The organism is Gilvimarinus sp. 1_MG-2023, from assembly GCF_030548285.1.
Genome location: NZ_JAUOSC010000004.1, coordinates 182,230 through 200,881, shown reverse-complemented (window position 1 = coordinate 200,881; position 18,652 = coordinate 182,230). Strand labels below are relative to the sequence as shown.

The following is an 18,652-nucleotide window of genomic DNA, read 5'->3' as shown; positions in this document are numbered from 1 at the left end:
TGGTGGGTCGTGCGCGACTCGAACGCGCGACCAATTGGTTAAAAGCCAACTGCTCTACCAACTGAGCTAACGACCCAACTGACATTAAACGCGCTGTTCAGCGTCCAAATCAGAGGCGCACATAATAATGATTTAAGCAGAAAAAACAAGCAATTTTTTGCTTTTCTAGAGAATAAACCACAACTGATCAATAACTTACCGATGCGGGCAGTTTTTCAGCGATTTTCCTCAAGCTCTGCCACAACCAGCATTCAACACCGACTAACGATAACGGGTAGGGTCGCTCACGCCCGCCTGTTGGAAACCCACCTTACGCAACCGACAGCTATCGCAGAGGCCGCAGGCACGACCGTCATCATCAGCCTGGTAACAGGATACCGTCAGCCCGTAATCGACTCCTAATGACAGCCCTTTTTGTACAATTTGAGCCTTGGTTAAGTCGATTAACGGGGTTCGTATCTTTAAGCTGTGCCCTTCTGTGCCTGCCCGGGTAGCCAAATTAGCCATTTTTTCATAGGCGGCAATATAATCTGGCCGGCAATCTGGGTAACCGGAGTAATCAACCGCATTGACACCAATAAAGATATCATCCGCTCCCAATACCTCCGCCCAACCCAGAGCAATGGACAAAAATACCGTATTGCGCGCAGGCACATAGGTCACAGGCACGCCTTGTGTTTCATGCTCTGGCACTGCAATTTTATCGTCGGTCAGTGCCGAACCGCCAATTTTGCGTAAATCCAGGTCGATAACTTTGTGCTCAATGCTGCCCAGCGCTATAGCGGCTCGTTCTGCGGCCACAAGTTCAGCTCGCATACGCTGACCATAATCAAAGCTGATGGTGTAACAGGTAAACCCCTCGCTGCGGGCAATGGCCAAAGCGGTGGTGGAATCCAAACCACCCGATACCAAAACAACGGCTTTTTTCTCGCTCATAGCGTCTCCAACAACTAACGTTAATGACCCGGCGTGTCATCCCACAAAATTTTATGTAACTGCAACTGAAAGCGCACCGGAAGATTGTCAGTCACAATCCAATCGGCCAAATCGCGTGGATTGATCTCACCAAAACTGGGCGACATCAAAATATCATCGACCCGCTCAGCAAGCTTATACTCATCCAATTTAAGGCTTGCCCACTGATAGTCTTCCCGCGAGCAAAGCACAAATTTTATTTGATCTCGCCGCCCCAGATACTCTAGATTTTCCCACAGATTACGACTGCTTTCACCCGAGCCCGGAGTTTTCAAATCCATCACTTTGACCACACGCTCATCCACATTAGCCAGGGACATGGCGCCACTGGTTTCCAGCGACACCTGATAGCCCTGATCGCAGAGTTTGGTCAGCAACTCGGGCGTACCCGGCTGAGCCATTGGCTCGCCCCCGGTAACGCACACATAGCGCGCCTTGTATGACGCCACCTTTTCCAGCACCTGTGCAAGCATCATACGCTCGCCGCCGTAAAAGGCGTACTCGCTGTCGCAATAACCGCAGCGCAGCGGGCAACCCGTCAGGCGTACAAACACGGTCGGTAAACCGACTGTGTTTGACTCACCTTGCAGCGAGTAAAAAATCTCGGTAATTTTAACGCTCGTTTCACTCATCAATTCTTCACTCAAATCCGGCTGTCTGCTTTCAGGCTGTCGTTGCAAATGCTATTCTAATCGGCTTCGTCATAACTCGCGTCTACTGCATGAAACTGGTCAAATCCAAAAAGGAACAGCGTCGGGAACTTGAGGCGCAAATTCGTGCCTTTCAGGCTCGCGGTGGTACCGTGTCTGAAGTGCCACGCGGCCAATCGGGCCGCGATACCGTCAACAGTCCGCTACCCCATGTGTTTGACAAGAAAGCCGAGCCAGAGACACGCACCCCGGTCAGCGACGAGATTGCCGCCATAGAGGAGCGCAAAAAACCGCAAACCTCAACCAAGCAGTCCCGCCCAAAACAATCCAGGCCTCGCAAAAAACTCATCTACGATGAGTTTGGCGAACCCTTGCGTTGGGAGTGGGTAGAATAACCCCATGACTGACTGGTTAGCTTATTAGGTCGTATTGCTCACGCAGCGTGTCGATAATCTCTTGCTTAGGATTTGCCGATACCTCTATGGTCTGGCCGATCACTTTTTCCGCAATGCCCAGATACGTTTGCGACACCTGCATCAATACAGCCTCAGGCAAGGCATTGTTTTCTGCCAGAGCCTGCCTTTCATCCATACGATCTTTGTTAAGCAGAATGTCGGGGTCGGGGAAGTGGTTCAATAACAATTGGCGAAACGCCTCTTTCGATTGCTCCACAACCTCACCGGCGCGATAACTGGGGCCGTCCCATATGCGTGAGGAGTCGGGCGTACCTACCTCATCGGTATAAATTAGCTTGTCGTTACCAGCGGCGTCTGTGACATAGCCAAACTCAAATTTGGTATCGACAAATATTTGATCCAGGTCGTTTAACGCCTGACTGATCACGGCAAAACCGTCTTTCAGCAATGTCTCATACTGCTCAATATCGCCTTCTGACTTAAAGTTGAAAGCCGCAAAATTAGCAGCGATATCTCGGCGGGTAATATTGACATCATCCACCTCTGGCACTCCCGGAATTCCTTGCAGAATACCTTTAGTCGAGGGGGTAATGAGCAGCTCAGGTAGCTTTTGATCTTTGCTTAAACCGTCCGGCAATTGGATACCGCAAAACTCGCGCTCACCTTTAGAGTAGGCGCGCCACATAGAGCCGGTAATATACTGCCTGCAGATCGCCTCGATTTTTACCGGACGCGCTTTTTGCACAATCCAAACCAGTGGGTGAGGAATATCCAAAATATGGCTATCGGCCAAACCCTGCTCGCGAAACAACCGAAACCAGTGGTTGGAGATGGCATTGAGCGCCGCACCTTTACCCGGCACACCGTTCATACCGCCCTCACCATGCCAAATACAATCGAAAGCTGAGATTCGGTCACTGATTACCATAATCGCCAAGGGCGCATCAGCGGCAACGTCATAGCCTTTATCGGCAATCAAGCGGCGGCTATCCGCTTCGGTCAACCAATAAACCGAACGCACCTTACCGCTATGAACCGGAAGCTGGGTGCGAATGGGAAGATCGTTGTTAACCGCCAGAACCCTGTCAGCAAGATTCATAAGAAATTCCTGTCGATGCAGATCGAAAAACGGGCGATAATAGCATATTTCAACCGCGTTGAAACGTGCCCATCGCCTCTTGGATATCCGTGAAAATAATTAATAAGTGCCCAACTCAGCGCAAGTAAAACGCTGCGACGGCCGCGCTACAACCAGTCTTTACGCTTAAAGTACCAAAGCGGAGCAATGGCTGAGGCAAGCATCACTAAGGTGCCGGTAACGTAGCCCCACTCCCAGTGCAAACCCGGAATAAATTCAAAATTCATCCCATAAAAGCTGGCCACCACCGTGGGAGGCAGGAAGATCACCGCGGCAATGGAGAAGGTTTTAATAATTTGGTTCTGTTCAATATTGATAAAACCTTGAGTAGAATCCATCAAGAAGTTGATTTTATCGAACAAAAAAGCTGTGTGGGACATCAAGGTATCCACATCGCGCTTGATTTCGCGGGCGGTTTCTTGCAATTCAAAATGCTCGCGCAAATGGCGCTGCAAAAATGAGATGGAGCGCTGCGTATCCATCAAGCACAAGCGGATTTTACCATTACTGTCTTCCAGCTTAGCGAGCCTGTCGATCGCATCTTCTAAATCGGCATCGTCATCTTCCAGCACGGTATGACTAACATCCTCCAATTTACGATGAATATCCTCCAGCACGTCGGCAAGGTTTTCGACCTTTTGTTCAAACATGGTAATCAAGAGATCTTGCGGCGAATGGGCCTGCACCTGCCCTCTGCGAGCGCGCATCCTAAGCAAACGAAAGTCTGCCAGCTCGCCATCACGCAGCGTCAGCAGGCGCTTTTCCTGCAAAATAAAAGCAACCGTAGTCGTGCTGTGGCGCCCTTCAGTGGGGGTCAAAAATAGGGAGTGAACATGAATACCGGCGGAGTCCAAAAAATAACGCGCCGAAAACTCAATCTCTTCTACATCGTCCGACTCGGGCAGCTCAGCACGCAAAAATGTATTGAGCTGCTCTCGCTCTTCATCAGTGGGCTCGTGCGCATCAATCCAGACAGCCTCTTGCATCGCCGAATGCACATTATTCGGGTCAACATTTTGGTCGCGCAGTTTGGCATTTTGAATATCAAACATTCTCAGCATGTTTAGCTCTCCCGGCCCTAGCAATATTGCCCACCCCGCTCAGATTTTCTAAGCGGGCCTAGCCTTTTATGTGATTAAGTCTACGCAGCTTTTTCCAGCTCTGCCTACCCATCAGTGATTTCTTTTGCGCTTTCTTTCCCTAGGTGGATAGGGCGTAACCTCCCCCTCTGGCCGGGTTTTAAACCGCCTGTGCACCCACAAGTATTGACTCGGATAGCGGCGCACCACCGACTCGACCACTTCGTTCGCCCGCGTAGCATCGAGCACATCGTCACCACTAGGAAAGTCTGCCAGTGGCTCTTTAACACGCACGTGGTAAATTCCTTGCTCATCACGCCAGTGCTCAAAAGGACACACTACGGCGCGCCCCATACGCGCCAAACGAGCAGTTGCCGTTACCGTCGCCGCTGGCACTCCAAAGAAGGGAGCAAATACAGTATTACTCCTCCCGTAATCTTGATCGGGGGCATACCAAAGGCGGCGCCCTTGGCGCAATCGCCTGACCATTTGCCGAACATCGTCACGCTCAATGGCGGCTCCCGACAACCTCTCTCGCGCACGCGCTACCGCATCAGCCAACAGCGGATTGCGATCCACCCGGTACACCATGTCACACTCAATATTCAACCCCATCACGCGACCGGCCATATCCAGACTGGTGTAGTGACCGCCAAGCAGCATCACACCTTTACCTTGCGCCTCAAGTCGGCGAAGAATATCCAGGCCCTCAAAGGTGTATAGATTGCGAAACTTGCGATCCGGCGCCCAAAGTGCAACCGCAGACTCAATAAAGCTCAACCCCACGTTGCGTAAAATCTCACGTACTCGCTGCTCTTTTTCTTGAGCACTCAGCTCGGGAAAGCACAACGCCACATTAATTCGGGTAATTTCACAGCGCTCGGTAGCAAAACGGTAAAACAGCTTACCCATCAACACCCCTAGCGCGCGGGTAATCGGCAACGGCAAATACGCGATAAGCACCAGAACACCTAGCCCAAGCCACGTCCCCCAGTATTTAGGGTGTGTGAAACCGCTTAACGATCGACGGGATGATGAATCAGCCATAGAGATTTGCCTTCCTACTGCTATCGGGGCTTAATCGCGCAAACGTCGTTGCACCAAGGGTAAATCGGCAGAGATTATAGCAGGGCGACATGGCATTGTGTCCCCTATCAGGCCTGTCTTATTGGAGTTGTTACCCTCAACTCTGTTACTGTTGGCACATAATTGGCGTGGAGATAAACAGTGCAACAGACTAACGACAAAAAACTGCAGGCACTCAGCCAGCGCATTGACGACAACCATGGCGAGCTGCAAAAAAAATTAGACGCGCTTTATCAAGAACGCGAGAAATGCAGTGGCCCACAGCGCGAAGAAATCGAAGAACAAATAAGAGCTCTGCGCAACCAAGAAATTCGACTGCTAAAATCCAAAAAAGCAGCCTGGATGGCGCACTGGTTACGAACAGATGGGGAAGTTGAAATCGTCGAGCACCCTTATCGCAAACTGGGAGCGACCTTAATGATTCTCTGTGCTATCGCACTAGCGGCTCTGGGAGTATACGCTTGGAAAATTAACAGTTAACGACAGTATGGGTGAGATTAGAGAATAAGCAGAAAAGAAATGGGCAGCGCCCGGAACGGGAGCTGCCCCAACAGGAGCATGAATCAATCAGAAGAATCGGCGGGAACGACAGACTCAACAAGCGTCTTTAGTTCACCACTGTCAAACATCTCGGTCACAATATCGCAACCGCCTACCAGTTCACCGTTCACCCACAATTGCGGATAAGTCGGCCAATTGGCGTACTGCTTTAAACCTTCGCGGAGTTCAGGGTTTGAAAGTACATCCACGTACGCAAACCGCTGACCGCACGCCATCACTGCCTGTGAAGTACGCTGTGAAAATCCACACTGAGGTGCGTTAGGTGATCCTTTCATGTACAAAATCACCGGATTTTCAGAAATCTGTTGCTTGATGGTATCTACGACGTCCATAGACAAAATCTACCTCTATACTTCGGATCGGAGGGCTAAAATGAGCCTGCATTTGAGCCTAACACGGGTGGGTCAAAAAGAATCCAGAATAACCCAGCGGCTTACTCAGGTATTCTATTCTACCGCACTGCAGCACCTGATCCAAATTTACGTCGCTAGCATTCCCTGCGACCGTTGCGAAGAACGGTCTGTATGGACAGCTGATTCAGGCCAAAGCCTAACCAACTCATCATTACAGTCAGAACATCATACCCCAACTGAAGCTCAAATGGGACTGCAAAAGGTGAATAAATTACCAATTTTGGTCGATATTTGCGCTTTTTTACCTTAAAACAGAACGCAAATTTTAGTCACTCGCAATGACAGCGCTATCATCTTCGGGTCAGAGTCAAACCCACACTAAATTGTCGCCCTGGGGCCGGCTCAATGGTTCGACCGCGACTCTGATTGACAATAACAGAGCCAACGATATCGTCATCCAACAAATTGCTGCATTTAACCCACCACTCCCCCCGCCAACGGGGCGCCTCCCACGGCGAGGTTAAGGCCAGATCCCAAGTCATTGCGCTGGGCACGCGTTCATCGTTGTCATCCGAGGTCATCACCCCCGATCGAAACCGCCCAACCACTGCTATCTTTAAGCGATCCCCAAGAGGTTGCCATTCCCACTGCGAGTAGATATTGGTGCGAGCCACCCCGGGAATAGCGTGATTAGCGTAGGGGCCTGCGGTGTATTCAGCATTCAACCAAGTCGCCCCCAAGCGCCAATCTACCGAGCTACTGAGTTCAGTATCTAGCATCCACTCCAGCCCCTGGCGCTCAGTATCGGCGCCGTTACGGTAGGTCGTGCGACCACCGGTTGACTGATCCACCACTAATTCGTTGCGGGTTCGCACCATAAATGCCACCAAGCTGCTCTGCCAGCGCGGCTTTTGCACTCGCCACCCCAGCTCGGCCTGGCGGTTGCGCGCGGGCACCAAATCTTGATTAAAGCCACTGCCCTCGGGACGATAGGCCAGCTCGGTAAGCGTCGGCGCGCCAAAACCGGCCCCCAGATTGCCAAACAAGCGCCAGTGCTTTTCGCCGTAACTGACGCCGGCAAAATACGAGGGCTCGGTAAAGGTCAGCTCACCCGAGTCATCCGGGTTACCCTCGGTGAAATAATAATCTTTAACGTCGAAACTCACTCGACTCACACGCCCGCCACCGCGCAAGCGTAAGCGCTCGGTAGCCGACCAAGTAACTCCGGCAAACAAATCCGAATTGCTAACAGTATTGTCTTCATCGCGTTGAAGCTCGCCGCGCAAGCCATAATCGTTGATAAAACCGCGTCGGGCATCACTCATCACCCCCAACTCAGCCCCCAGCAACCCTTGCCATGCACCAAAATCTCGCTCGGCGATGGCATTGCCACCGGCGAACTGACGCTGCAAATCAATAACGGCACCGCCGCTGTCTACTGCATCGCCAGCAAAACTTAAAAATTGCTCGACCTGGCGGTCACCAAACCAAACCGAGCTTTGCCAGCGCCCCCATGAGTGGGGTTTATTAGCACTGACCGAAACTTGACGGTGGCGACTGGATTTACGCGGGTCGAACAAGGTTGCCACAAGGTGGACTTGGCTGGGGTCTTCCTGCCACTGCTCATAGGTAATACCTTGTGGGTCCTGGCTCAACGGGTCGCGACTTAAGTCTAACCTTGCCACCACAATGAGCCCTTCCTCCCCTTGGTAATACCACTGCGCAGCGAGTTGCTCACGCTCGGCACTGGAATGCTGACGAGAACCGTCAGCGGAAAAGGTCCGGGCGATCACACGCGCGGCGTGCTGCTCGCCCACCCAAGAGGTTTGCAACTGATAGCGGCGCTCGCGAGCCGAACCCGCAGCCGCCGAGAGGCTGGTTTCGCTCACCTCAGGTGATGCGGAGTAGAACGCGATGCTGCCCCCGGCCCCATTGCCATACAAAGACGCCAAAGGCCCTCGCTGAACCTCCACTCTGTCAATGCTATCAAGTAATAAGCTGGACGTTTGGCTCTGACCATCGGGCATCGTTAGCGGCACACCATCGACTCGAAGACTAATACCTCGCACCCCAAAAGCCGAGCGCGCACCAAAACCTCGAATTGACAGTCGCGTATCCTGAGCAAAATTAGAACGGCTATCGGCTTGCACACCGGCAAAGCCTGCCAAAAGTTCAGCGCTGTCTTGCCCCATGCCTGGTGTTTGACGCCGAGTGTCAAGCACAGCCACAGCCCCCACCGCCTGCTGCCAGAGGCCTTCGCTATATCCCGAGGTCACCACCACCGTCTCGATGGCGGGCTCTGTCAGCTCGGATACTTGTTGCTCAGACGCAGTCACATCAGAGCCCGATAGTGCCGCCTGCGCCAAGCTGGGCAGGCAGACCACCGAGAGAAGGAATAAACACGGTGAGTGAATCGGGGAGCATCTCATTAAACTACTGACTCCATAAATAATATATTTAAGATTCGAGCCGCCGCTTGGTTAGGTGAGTCGCACTATGATTCAGAGGGTCTTCAGGCCAGGGATGCTTGGCGTAGCGACCACGCACTTCGCGGCGGACCTCAGGATACACTTCTCGCCAAAAGAAGGCTAAATCTCGGGTAATAGCCAGTGGCCGCCCGGCGGGGGATAACAATTCAATCGCCAGTGGCACCTGGCTTGCTGGCAGAGAACACTGCTTGGCGCCAAAAAATTCTTGCAGTTTAGCGGCAATACTTGGTTCTCCCAATGGGCCGTCACGCACCTGCGCCTCACAATCCCCGCCGCCCCAATAATTCACCTCAACCTTGCGACCGCTAGGCAATGACAATCGTAACGGCAATGCCTTATCCAAGGCCTGAACAGTTTCAAAGCCTAAGTAGAAAGCCAACCCTTGCTCCAGTGGTAAGTGTGCGATGTCCGACTGCGAATTGAGAAACCCACTCAGCCAATCGTGTAGGCTGGCTTGTAAGCATTCGGCATCCAGTGGCGGCAAGGCCAACAGTTGGTAGCGCTCGGCCAGTCGAGCACGCAGCAATAACGTCAACGCCCCTTGAGCCCAAGGCAGATTCGGCAGGCCTCTATCCTTGACGCTTTTTATAATGGCATCGGGTATGTCGTCTGCGGACAAAGGCTGGCGCTGGCTGTCGATCTCTTTACCGCCGAGGTAATAACGGCAAACGCGAAACCAGCGCTTTTTGGCCCCTGTGCCCTGCTGTTCGAGCGACACCCTGGCCTGCGCCAAATGCCGAATTTGCTCGCGCTCGAGAGACAGGTCAACAGCGACTCCGGTCAAAGCGCGGCCCCGAGCCGAAATTTGCAGCAGCAGCCCCCACTCGGCGGTAGAGCGCAGCGCGACGGTTGCGCCACTGTTGAGCCGGTAGCGACCATCGCCATCACTGTGGCCTATGCGCTCGGCCAGTACACCAGCCACACACTGGCTAGCTTCGGGCGATAACATGAACCACTCGGCCGAGGGTTTAACAGTAATAGACAATACCCGGCACCAACGGCGCGCCAATGTCTGCCAGCGCCGGTCGCGACCAAACTCGCGGTCCGCTTGGGCCAGCCACTCTTGCACACTCCCCTCACCTGACAGGTCAAAATGCATAGCCAAAGCCAACAGCATCAGCCAGGAAAATGACGGTAAATAGGGACTGGCGTGCAGCAACAGTGCCGCGATACGTGGGTGCGTACCCAGCGCCGAAACCTGGCTACCCAGCCCGGTAATGGCGCCAGCGCTATCGATCAGTTGCCACTGTTGCAAGGTTTGCAACGACTGCTGCAAAGCCATGGCGCCGGGTGGTTCCAGCCATGGTAGCTCTCGGGCGGGCGTCCCCCAATGGGCTAATTGCAGCGCCAGAGGTAGGTAGTCGCAGCGGCGTATTTCTGGCAGCGTTTGGGGCGCCAGGGGCTCTGACTCTGGCCACAGGCGAATACAGTGACCGGCCTGCACCCTGCCTGCCCGACCGCTGCGTTGCTCGGCACTGGCCTGCGATATTCGCCGGGTGTGCAATCGGCTGACACCGGTGCGCTGTTGATAATCCGGCTCGCGCACTAAGCCACTGTCAATCACCAAGGTGACATCCGCTATGGTTAACGAGGTTTCGGCAATATTGGTCGCTAAGATAATGCGCGGGCCGGATGCGGGGTCGAGCGCCGCCATCTGCTCGGCACTGCTGACCCGACTGTGCAAGGTAAACACAGACTGGGTCGGGTAGTTGGTTTTCAGTGTCTGCTGACAGCGCTCAATATCACGCCAGCCAGGCAGAAACACCAATAAAGTCTCTTGCTGCCAACCGGCCGAGGCTTTAAGCGTTCGCAGCAGGTGTTCTTCCAGGCGCTCGGGGAATTTCGTCTGAGTTTTTGCCGGACAGTATTCTAGCGCCACCGGAAAACAGCGGCCAGGACTGTACAACGATTGGGCCACTTGATCACGCAGCAGTTGATCGGGCGTGGCCGACATCAACACTAACTGCAAATCATCACGCAGGATTTCCGTCTCCTGCAGAAATGCCCAAGCGGTATCCTGCTGCACCGAGCGCTCGTGAATTTCATCGAGCATTACCGCGGCCACGGCCGTGAGTTCTGGGTCGGCCAGTAATCGCTGCAGCAGAACACCCGGCGTCATTACCAGAAGCTGGGTATCTTGATTAAAACGCGACTCAAAAGGCACTTGATAACCCACACGCGTGCCGAGCTCTACTTTCAGTATGGCCGCCAGCCGGTTGGCCAGCGCGCGCGCTGCCAAAATGCGCGGCTGGATCAGCCAAATTTGGCCACGGCTACCCAACGCTTCCAGCACCCACAAAGGCGCCAGGGTAGACTTACCCGCTCCGGGTTCGGCCTCCAACAATAAGCTGCCCTGCCCCAATGCCCGGACAAACTCGTCGCGCAAACTCGCGAGCGGTAAATCAATAACAGAATCCACGATTGCCCCTAGCTGGCCTTGCCCCAACCACCACCGCCTGCGGTGGCAAGAGTCAGTACATCACCGGTTGCCACATCGATCGCAATTTTGGCCGGTAATAGTTCGCCATTGAGTAAATTTTCTCCGGCTGCGCCGGGCTCGCCGCCCATGAGCCCCCAGGGAGTGTAAGAGCGGCGCTCAGTCAGCAAGGTTAACCGCGTCGGTGCCAAAAATTGGTACTCGCGAATCAGGCCGTCTCCGCCGCACACTTTACCTTTGCCCCCGGAACCTCGGCGCAATTGGTAACGCGTCACCCGCAGCGGATAGTGCTGCTCGAGGCTTTCAATGGGTGTATTTAGGGTGTTGGTCATATGAGTTTGCACACCGCTGAGCCCGCCGCCGTTTTTACCCGCGCCCATCCCGCCGCCATTGGTTTCGTAGTAGTCCCAGCGCGGCTGCTGCGCTGTGGCATGCGCGCCCATGGCGACATTATTCATCGAGCCGGTGCTGGCCGCCGGAATAAGTTCGGGCAGGGTTTGCGCCAGAGCCCCAAGCACAACGTCCACCATCCGGGTAGAGGTTTCTACGTTGCCCGCCGCCACGGCAGCGGGCCTTTGCGCATTGACCAGGCAACCTATAGGTGCCGTAATTTGGATGGGCCGAAAAGTCCCCGCGCAGGCCGGTGTTTGCGGCGGCATTAAACAACGCAACGCATAAAACGCCGCGGCCGCAGCCACAGACAGTGGACAGTTAATATTGCCGCTCACTTGCCCCGAGGTACCGGTAAAATCCACCGCCACCCCGTGCTCAGAGACATCAATCGTAACGGCAATTTCAATATCGCTCTGCCCCAGGCCGTCGTCATCCATATAATCCCGAAACCGATAACTGCCTTGGGGGATAACACTCAAAGCGTGGCGAGCCAAACGCTCGGCGTAGTCATTTAAGGCTCGCAAAGAGGTCATATACGAGGCCACCCCTAAGGCTTCAACTTGTTCCGTTAAGCGGTCAGCACCGAGACGACAGGCACTGATCTGAGCGGCAAAATCACCGCGCGCCTGAATACTGTGAGTGGCTTGGCTGTCGGTACCGCACAGACGATTCATCACGTCACTGACCACCTCGTCCCGCCTAACCAATAAAGTGGGGGGAATAATCTCGCCCTCTTCTTGCAGGCAGGTCGATACCGGCATTGAGCCCGGCTCACTGGCGCCGATGTTGGCATGGTGCGCCCGATTGGCGGCAAACCCCACCAGCTGCTCAAAACCATAAACCGGTGCAATAACCGTGACATCGGGCAGGTGGGTGCCCCCCAGATAGGGGTCGTTCACCACCAGCATATCGCCCGGCTGCCAGGGGTGGCTTTCCACGATATCGGCCATGGCGTAGGCCATGCTGCCTAGGTGCACAGGAATATGCGCCGCCTGCGCCGCCAGCTGCCCATCGGGGTCAAACAGGGCGCAGGAGAAGTCCAGCCGATCTTTAATATTGGGGGAAAAGGCGGCGCATTTTAATAAGGCCCCCATTTCCTCACAGATGGCCGATAAGCGGCTGGCAAATACACTCAATTCAATGGCGTTCATAACTCCTCCTCGGGAGGGGCATTCTACGGTATTTGCCAAGCGCGCCCAATCCCTATAGTATCGACTGTTTCGCGGCGATTGTGCGGCGCCAGCTCGCCCTCGCCAATGGTTAAACACCAGCTCTAAGAGCTGTATGTGGCCGCAGTGTTAACCACTGCATTGTCGAAAGTATTTCCTTGAATACGTCCTCGATCTGAACCAACTCACCTTGGTTCCGGCGAAGCGTTTTTTATTTTGAATTTTGACCGTGGAGCAACGTTAAATGTCGACATTGATGAACACCTATGGCGAAAGGACCCTAACCCTAACCAAGGGTGCTGGCAGTCGCGTATGGGACGATGCCGGCAACAGCTACATCGACGCCATCAGTGGTATCGCTGTCTGTGGGTTGGGCCACTCTCACACGGCGGTTACCCGCGCGCTCACCGAGCAGGCCGACACGCTCTTGCACGTATCAAACTTATACAATATCCCGCCGCAAAAAGCGCTGGCCGATAAGCTTTGTGCCGTGTCAAAAATGGACAAGGTGTTCTTTTCCAACTCCGGCGCCGAGGCCAATGAAGCGGCCATTAAAATGGCGCGCAAGTACGGCAACGACAAAGGCATAGACACCCCTACCATCGTAGTCATGAACAGCGCGTTTCACGGCCGCACCATGGCAACACTGACCGCCACCGGCAACGCCAATGCGCAAAAAGGTTTTGAGCCTTTACTGCCGGGTTTTGTCCGTGCGCCGTTTAACGATATTGCCGCTATTGAAGTCTTGGCCGCCGAACACAAAAACATTGTGGCGGTGTTGGTAGAGCCGGTGCAGGGCGAAGGCGGTGTGCGCGTACCCGACGAGCAGTACTTGCCGCAATTGCGCGCCCTGTGTGACCGTCACGAATGGCTGTTAATGCTGGATGAAATACAAACCGGCAATGGCCGCACCGGCGCCTACTTTGCCTATCAGCACTATGACTTTTTACCGGACGTGGTCACTACGGCCAAAGGCCTCGGCAACGGTGTGCCTATCGGCGCCTGCCTCGCTCACGGCCCGGCGGCGGATATTTTTGGGCCCGGCAACCACGGCTCGACCTTTGGCGGCAATCCGCTCGCCTGTCACGCGGCCAGTGCCGTTGTAGACACCCTAACCGAGAGCAACCTAATGGCTACCGTGGCCGAACGCGGCCGTCAAATGCTGCAGGCGTTTGAACAAAAACTGGCGCACAACGACATGGTCGTGGATATTCGCGGCCAGGGCCTGATGATCGGCATCGAGCTGGAACACCCCTGCTCCGAACTGGTCGCTAAAGCGCGCGAGCTGGGCTTACTGATTAACGTGACCGCCGGCAACACCGTTCGTTTACTGCCGACGTTTATTATGACCGATGAAGAAACCGACACCTTAGTCAACGGTGTGGTGGAGCTCATTGCAAACTTTCAACCGACAGAATAAGGCGTCATCATGGTGACTACTAACGCCCCGCAAGCCAACCAAAACGTTCGTCACTTTCTGACCTTGAACGATGTCAGTAAAACCGAGCTGCAGGATATTATTGCCCGCGCCATTGAACTGAAATCCGAGGTTTACGAAGGTCGCGACAAGCCCTTGCTGGAGCGCAAAGTGATGGGGATGATTTTTGAAAAATCCTCAACCCGCACGCGCGTTTCATTTGAAACGGGCATGGCCCAACTGGGCGGGCACGCCATGTTTTTATCCCCGCGCGACACTCAACTCGGCCGCGGCGAACCGATCGAAGATTCGGCCCGCGTACTCTCGCGCATGGTTGATATCGTGATGATTCGCACCTTTGGCCACGACATCATCGAGCGCTTTGCCGCCTATTCCAGAGTGCCCGTCATCAACGCCCTAACCGACCAATTTCACCCCTGCCAGCTACTGGCCGACATTCAGACTTTTGTCGAACAACGCGGCTCTATGCAGGGCAAAAGCGTGGCCTGGATCGGCGACGGCAACAATATGTGTAACTCATACATTAATGCCGCCGGTCTGTGCGACTTTGAATTGCGCATTGCCGCGCCGAACGGGTTCGCCCCCGATGCCGACTTAGTGGCCTCGCAACAAAACCGCATTAAGCTGTGCGATACCCCGACCGAAGCGGTCACCGGCGCCGACCTGGTAGTGACTGACACCTGGGCCTCCATGGGGCAAGAGGAAGAAAAAGGCGCGCGCGAACGCGCTTTTGCGGACTATCAAGTCAATGCCGAGCTTATGAGCCACGCCGCCGCCGACGCTTTATTTATGCACTGCTTACCGGCTTATCGCGGCAAAGAAGTGAGCGCTGATTTGCTCGATGCGCCCGACTCGGTCGTATGGCAAGAAGCGGAAAACCGATTACACGCCCAAAAAGCACTGGTTGAGTTTTTGCTCACTCAGTAAGGCCGCCGCCTTCCCAAAATGCTTGGCGGTATGTTTTGATGGCGTACACTTTCGAACAGGTGAACTAAACGCACTATGAGCCACTGGCAAGATTTTCTGCAACAACAAGGCGCCCGCTTTGCAGCCGACGGCGGCGCCAGCTTTCCCGCCATTGACGCCCAGGCGCCCTACCTATGCGATCTAGGCAACACAGCCCTGGTGCACATCCAAGGGGCCGAGGCAGCCAAATTTTTACAGGGTCAAGTGACCTGTGATCTGCGCGAATTAAGCCCGACTCAATGGCTACCAGGGGCGCAGTGCAATTTAAAAGGCCGCGTGATAGCCAGTTTTGCCGTGGCACAAACCGAACCCGAAGCTTTACTGCTGCGCACCTCACACGATTTGGCCGACACGTTTATAACGGGACTGACCAAATACGCTGTTTTTTCCAAGGTCACCCTCAGCCCCGCCGAGGACTGGCAGGCGCTTGGAGTCTGCGGCGCGGGCGCCGAACAGGCACTGGCCGATACTCTGGGGCTGGCATTTGCCGAATCCGAGCGGCTGGTTGTCACGCAGGAGCTGATCGCGTTAAAACACGACACCGATCAAATCGAACTCTGGCTTAAACAAGAGGCCAGCCAAGCGCAGTGGTTAACATTGCGTGAAACCTTCACCCCCGCGGCAACAGGACAGTGGCAACTGGGCCTGATCAACGCCGGACGAGCGGATGTAACAACCGCCACCAGCGAGCTCTTTACCCCGCAAGACTTAAACTACCCGGAAATAGGCGCCGTTAGCTTTAAAAAAGGCTGCTACACCGGCCAAGAGGTGGTTGCGCGCCTGCACTATAAAGGCAAATTAAAAAAACACCTCTACCCAATTGAGTTTTGTGCCGCGGCTCTACCAGAGGCGGGCTCTGACTTAACCGACAGCGACGGCAAAAAGCGCGGCCAGCTGGTGCAATGGGCAGCGAGGCAAGATAGACTCTACCGTGGGCTGGCAGTTTTACCCGATGAAGACGGTGACGAGCTGTATATTGGTGACCCTCCAGAGCAAGCAAAACGTTTAGACTTGCCCTATGCTATAAAAAACAGCCACAATTGAGATTAACCCCTTAAAACTGAGACAGGACTGCGAATGAGTCAAGTAGTAAATACCGTCCGCCAGGACATTATCGCAGCGATCAAATCTGACAAACTGGTACTGCCCACCCTGCCGGAAGCCGCTCTTAAAGTTCGGGAGGTCGCCGAAGACCCCGATGCCGACATGGACCAGCTGACCAACGTGATCGGTAACGACGCCGCCCTGTCTGCCCGCATCGTCCGCGTGGCCAACAGCCCCCTACTGCGGGCCAACAAAGCCATTGAAGATTTAAAAACAGCGGTCATGCGCCTGGGCATTGCCTATACCTGCAACATCGCCACCGGCCTTGCCATGCAGCAGATGTTTCAGGCCACCTCCGATTTGGTGGACAAGCGCATGCGCGACACCTGGACCCGCGCCAGTGAAATAGCCGGCATCAGTCATGTACTGTGCCGACACTACACCAAGCTGCGCCCCGACCAAGCGACCTTGGCCGGCCTAATTCACAAAATTGGCGTACTGCCTATTTTGACCTACGCCGAAGATCACCCCTCACTACTGAAAGACAGCCTGACGCTCGACACTGTCATTAATCAGCTGCAAGGGCCCATTGGCGACTTGATTCTCAAAGCTTGGGACTTCCCTGATGAACTGTCCCATGTTCCGTCTCAACACATGAAATTTGACCGCCAAACCGAGCAAGCCGACTACGCCGATATTGTCACCGTTGCCATGCTGCAAAGTTACCTGGGGTCAGACTCACCGCTGGGCAAAGTGGACTACCATCAGGTCAGCGCGTTTAACCGACTGGGCATGGATCCGGACATGCAAATGGCCGAAGGCGAAGATTTGTCCGATGAGATGGAAGCGGCGATGACGTTGTTGCAGTAGATGCTGAATGCTGAATGCTGAATGCTGAATGCTGAATGCTGAATGCTGAATGCTGAACAAGATTGTGTGTGGACCAACATCAGTCAAGCACTTCACCCTGCTTTATACATAACGCGCCGTATCTTCGTACGGCGTATCGCATTCTGCATACTGCGCCCCGTACTTTCACAACCCCCACTCTATCGGTTCTAAACCTCTTTGCTGTAGATAGCTATTCACCTGACTAAAATGCCCATTGCCGATAAAGCCTCGGTGAGCAGACAGTGGTGAAGGGTGCGGGGATTTAAGCACCAAGTGCTTTTGTGTGTCGATCAGCCGGCCCTTCTTTTGCGCATAGCTGCCCCACAGTAAAAACACCACCCCTTCACGGTCGCGATTCAACGCTTCAATGGCGGCGTCGGTAAACGCCTCCCAGCCCCGGTTTTGATGAGAACCCGCCTTGGCCTGCTCGACACTGAGCGTTGCATTTAACAGCAGCACCCCCTGCTCGGCCCACTGCTGCAAGCAGCCGTGAGAAGGCCTTGGTATGTCGAGATCGCGCTCAATCTCTTTAAATATATTGACCAAAGACGGCGGCGGCTTAATACCTACTGGTACCGAAAAAGCCAAGCCGTGTGCTTGATCCGGTCCGTGGTAAGGGTCTTGCCCCAAAATCACAACCTTCACTTTGTTAAAAGGGGTGCTATTAAATGCATTAAACATCAGTTCCGAGGGTGGAAAAACCACCTTGTTCGCCTGCTTTTGTGCCTGTAAAAAAGCTTTTAATGCCTGCATATAGGGTTGTTCAAACTCCCCTTGCAACTCATTCAACCAGCCTGTTTCAAGATTAATTGTGTTCACCAAAGAGTTTATCTTCCTTTCCTGTCATGGGATTAACAATTTATCACAGCCACTCAACGGCCGAAAACGAGTGCAAAAAAAAGCCCGGCGCAAGCCGGGCTTTTTCGGTAATACCGCAATAACTATGGCTTATAGCTTGCCAGAGTTCTCAGACAGGTAAGAGGCAACGCCGTCGGCAGAAGCATCCATACCCTTATCACCTTCCTGCCAACCGGCAGGACAAACTTCACCGTGCTCCTGGTGGAACGCCAGTGCGTCAACCATGCGCAGCATTTCGTCAACGTTGCGGCCCAGAGGCAGGTCGTTAACCACTTGGTGGCGAACAACACCTTCTTCGTCGATCAAGAAAGAGCCACGGAAAGCGACACCGGCATCGGCTTCTACATCAAACGCCTGACAGATTTCGTGCTTAACGTCGGCAACCATGGCGTATTTAACCTGGCCGATACCACCGTCATTGACGGCAGTGTTACGCCATGCACTGTGAGTGAACTGAGAATCGATAGAAACGGCAATCACTTCAACACCGCGCTTTTGGAAAGCTTCAAAACGGTTGTCAAAAGCAATCAGCTCCGATGGGCACACAAAGGTGAAATCCAGCGGGTAAAAGAAAATAACCGCTTTTTTACCTTTAATCACTTCTGACAGCTTGAATTCGTCGACGATTTCGCCGCTGCCCAATACCGCAGCGGCGGTAAAATCTGGTACTTGCTTTCCTACTAATACGCCCATGTTTAATCTCCTAAAT

The 18,652-nt window shown here is 54.0% G+C and carries 17 protein-coding genes and 1 tRNA gene; 6 read left to right on the top strand and 12 right to left on the bottom strand.

What is annotated here, in order from left to right; all coding sequences use genetic code 11:
- From Q4563_RS07720 to queE, 3 genes are all read right to left on the bottom strand, one after another.
- Positions 1 to 76 (bottom strand) — tRNA-Lys (locus tag Q4563_RS07720).
- 185 nt (positions 77 to 261) lie between these two features.
- Complete coding sequence (gene queC / locus Q4563_RS07715) at positions 262 to 936, bottom strand: 7-cyano-7-deazaguanine synthase QueC (protein WP_303604146.1); 675 nt, start codon at positions 934 to 936, stop codon at positions 262 to 264.
- Between the two features lie 20 nt (positions 937 to 956).
- Entirely contained in the window at positions 957 to 1,607 is a 651-nt protein-coding gene (gene queE / locus Q4563_RS07710) for a 7-carboxy-7-deazaguanine synthase QueE (RefSeq protein ID WP_215975432.1), read from the bottom strand.
- Positions 1,608 to 1,696: 89 nt separating this feature from the next.
- Here queE and Q4563_RS07705 point away from each other — a divergent pair, with 89 nt between their 5' ends.
- The gene (locus Q4563_RS07705; protein WP_215975431.1) at positions 1,697 to 2,020 is read left to right on the top strand and encodes a hypothetical protein; all 324 of its coding nucleotides are present in this window, start codon (positions 1,697 to 1,699) and stop codon (positions 2,018 to 2,020) included.
- 16 nt (positions 2,021 to 2,036) lie between these two features.
- Here Q4563_RS07705 and Q4563_RS07700 read toward each other — a convergent pair whose 3' ends face one another.
- The 3 genes from Q4563_RS07700 to lpxL all read right to left on the bottom strand — a co-directional run bounded on the left by Q4563_RS07700 (position 2,037) and on the right by lpxL (position 5,305).
- Complete coding sequence (locus Q4563_RS07700) at positions 2,037 to 3,140, bottom strand: phosphoribosylaminoimidazolesuccinocarboxamide synthase (RefSeq protein ID WP_215975430.1); 1,104 nt, start codon at positions 3,138 to 3,140, stop codon at positions 2,037 to 2,039.
- Between the two features lie 146 nt (positions 3,141 to 3,286).
- On the bottom strand, positions 3,287 to 4,240 hold the full coding sequence (corA, locus tag Q4563_RS07695) for a magnesium/cobalt transporter CorA (protein ID WP_215975429.1): 954 nt from the start codon (positions 4,238 to 4,240) through the stop codon (positions 3,287 to 3,289).
- A gap of 111 nt (positions 4,241 to 4,351) precedes the next feature.
- A complete protein-coding gene (gene lpxL / locus Q4563_RS07690; RefSeq protein WP_303604145.1) occupies positions 4,352 to 5,305 on the bottom strand; it encodes an LpxL/LpxP family Kdo(2)-lipid IV(A) lauroyl/palmitoleoyl acyltransferase in 954 nt (317 codons plus the stop codon).
- A gap of 180 nt (positions 5,306 to 5,485) precedes the next feature.
- On the opposite strand from lpxL, the gene Q4563_RS07685 reads away from it, so the two are divergent.
- Entirely contained in the window at positions 5,486 to 5,824 is a 339-nt protein-coding gene (locus tag Q4563_RS07685; protein WP_303604144.1) for a hypothetical protein, read from the top strand.
- A gap of 83 nt (positions 5,825 to 5,907) precedes the next feature.
- Here the strand turns inward: Q4563_RS07685 and grxD are convergent, their stop codons facing one another.
- The 4 genes from grxD to Q4563_RS07665 form a co-directional block, all read right to left on the bottom strand.
- On the bottom strand, positions 5,908 to 6,237 hold the full coding sequence (gene grxD / locus Q4563_RS07680) for a Grx4 family monothiol glutaredoxin (RefSeq protein WP_215975426.1): 330 nt from the start codon (positions 6,235 to 6,237) through the stop codon (positions 5,908 to 5,910).
- A gap of 371 nt (positions 6,238 to 6,608) precedes the next feature.
- Positions 6,609 to 8,687, bottom strand: coding sequence for a TonB-dependent receptor family protein (locus Q4563_RS07675; RefSeq protein WP_303604143.1), 2,079 nt, complete (start codon positions 8,685 to 8,687; stop codon positions 6,609 to 6,611).
- 28 nt (positions 8,688 to 8,715) lie between these two features.
- Positions 8,716 to 11,166, bottom strand: coding sequence for an ATP-dependent helicase HrpB (hrpB, locus tag Q4563_RS07670; protein ID WP_303604142.1), 2,451 nt, complete (start codon positions 11,164 to 11,166; stop codon positions 8,716 to 8,718).
- An 8-nt stretch (positions 11,167 to 11,174) separates the two neighbouring features.
- The gene (locus Q4563_RS07665; protein ID WP_303604141.1) at positions 11,175 to 12,728 is read right to left on the bottom strand and encodes a hydantoinase B/oxoprolinase family protein; all 1,554 of its coding nucleotides are present in this window, start codon (positions 12,726 to 12,728) and stop codon (positions 11,175 to 11,177) included.
- A gap of 262 nt (positions 12,729 to 12,990) precedes the next feature.
- Between Q4563_RS07665 and Q4563_RS07660 the strand changes: the two genes are divergently transcribed.
- The 4 genes from Q4563_RS07660 (at position 12,991) to Q4563_RS07645 (ending at position 17,064) form a co-directional block, all read left to right on the top strand.
- Complete coding sequence (locus Q4563_RS07660) at positions 12,991 to 14,166, top strand: aspartate aminotransferase family protein (RefSeq protein ID WP_303604140.1); 1,176 nt, start codon at positions 12,991 to 12,993, stop codon at positions 14,164 to 14,166.
- A 9-nt stretch (positions 14,167 to 14,175) separates the two neighbouring features.
- Positions 14,176 to 15,111 (top strand): ornithine carbamoyltransferase, encoded by a 936-nt coding sequence (gene argF / locus Q4563_RS07655; RefSeq protein WP_303604139.1) that lies wholly within the window; start codon positions 14,176 to 14,178, stop codon positions 15,109 to 15,111.
- Between the two features lie 75 nt (positions 15,112 to 15,186).
- Positions 15,187 to 16,194 (top strand): CAF17-like 4Fe-4S cluster assembly/insertion protein YgfZ, encoded by a 1,008-nt coding sequence (gene ygfZ, locus Q4563_RS07650; RefSeq protein ID WP_303604138.1) that lies wholly within the window; start codon positions 15,187 to 15,189, stop codon positions 16,192 to 16,194.
- A gap of 33 nt (positions 16,195 to 16,227) precedes the next feature.
- On the top strand, positions 16,228 to 17,064 hold the full coding sequence (locus Q4563_RS07645; RefSeq protein WP_215975419.1) for an HDOD domain-containing protein: 837 nt from the start codon (positions 16,228 to 16,230) through the stop codon (positions 17,062 to 17,064).
- Positions 17,065 to 17,229: 165 nt separating this feature from the next.
- Here Q4563_RS07645 and ung read toward each other — a convergent pair whose 3' ends face one another.
- Together ung and Q4563_RS07635 are read right to left on the bottom strand one after the other, a co-directional pair.
- A complete protein-coding gene (gene ung, locus Q4563_RS07640; RefSeq protein ID WP_215975418.1) occupies positions 17,230 to 17,907 on the bottom strand; it encodes a uracil-DNA glycosylase in 678 nt (225 codons plus the stop codon).
- A 126-nt stretch (positions 17,908 to 18,033) separates the two neighbouring features.
- A complete protein-coding gene (locus tag Q4563_RS07635) occupies positions 18,034 to 18,636 on the bottom strand; it encodes a peroxiredoxin (RefSeq protein ID WP_215975417.1) in 603 nt (200 codons plus the stop codon).
- Between the last annotated feature and the right edge of the window lie 16 nt (positions 18,637 to 18,652).

What these genes read in the sequence shown, in the direction of transcription:
- Q4563_RS07675 (WP_303604143.1), bottom strand. Translation starts at nt 8,687, where the DNA reads ATGAGATGCTCCCCGATTCACTCACCGTGTTTATTCCTTCTCTCGGTG.
- corA (WP_215975429.1), bottom strand. Translation starts at nt 4,240, where the DNA reads ATGCTGAGAATGTTTGATATTCAAAATGCCAAACTGCGCGACCAAAAT.
- Q4563_RS07665 (WP_303604141.1), bottom strand. Translation starts at nt 12,728, where the DNA reads ATGAACGCCATTGAATTGAGTGTATTTGCCAGCCGCTTATCGGCCATC.
- Q4563_RS07705 (WP_215975431.1), top strand. Translation starts at nt 1,697, where the DNA reads ATGAAACTGGTCAAATCCAAAAAGGAACAGCGTCGGGAACTTGAGGCG.
- Q4563_RS07700 (WP_215975430.1), bottom strand. Translation starts at nt 3,140, where the DNA reads ATGAATCTTGCTGACAGGGTTCTGGCGGTTAACAACGATCTTCCCATT.
- argF (WP_303604139.1), top strand. Translation starts at nt 14,176, where the DNA reads ATGGTGACTACTAACGCCCCGCAAGCCAACCAAAACGTTCGTCACTTT.
- Q4563_RS07635 (WP_215975417.1), bottom strand. Translation starts at nt 18,636, where the DNA reads ATGGGCGTATTAGTAGGAAAGCAAGTACCAGATTTTACCGCCGCTGCG.
- ygfZ (WP_303604138.1), top strand. Translation starts at nt 15,187, where the DNA reads ATGAGCCACTGGCAAGATTTTCTGCAACAACAAGGCGCCCGCTTTGCA.
- grxD (WP_215975426.1), bottom strand. Translation starts at nt 6,237, where the DNA reads ATGGACGTCGTAGATACCATCAAGCAACAGATTTCTGAAAATCCGGTG.
- Q4563_RS07660 (WP_303604140.1), top strand. Translation starts at nt 12,991, where the DNA reads ATGTCGACATTGATGAACACCTATGGCGAAAGGACCCTAACCCTAACC.
- lpxL (WP_303604145.1), bottom strand. Translation starts at nt 5,305, where the DNA reads ATGGCTGATTCATCATCCCGTCGATCGTTAAGCGGTTTCACACACCCT.
- Q4563_RS07645 (WP_215975419.1), top strand. Translation starts at nt 16,228, where the DNA reads ATGAGTCAAGTAGTAAATACCGTCCGCCAGGACATTATCGCAGCGATC.
- queE (WP_215975432.1), bottom strand. Translation starts at nt 1,607, where the DNA reads ATGAGTGAAACGAGCGTTAAAATTACCGAGATTTTTTACTCGCTGCAA.
- queC (WP_303604146.1), bottom strand. Translation starts at nt 936, where the DNA reads ATGAGCGAGAAAAAAGCCGTTGTTTTGGTATCGGGTGGTTTGGATTCC.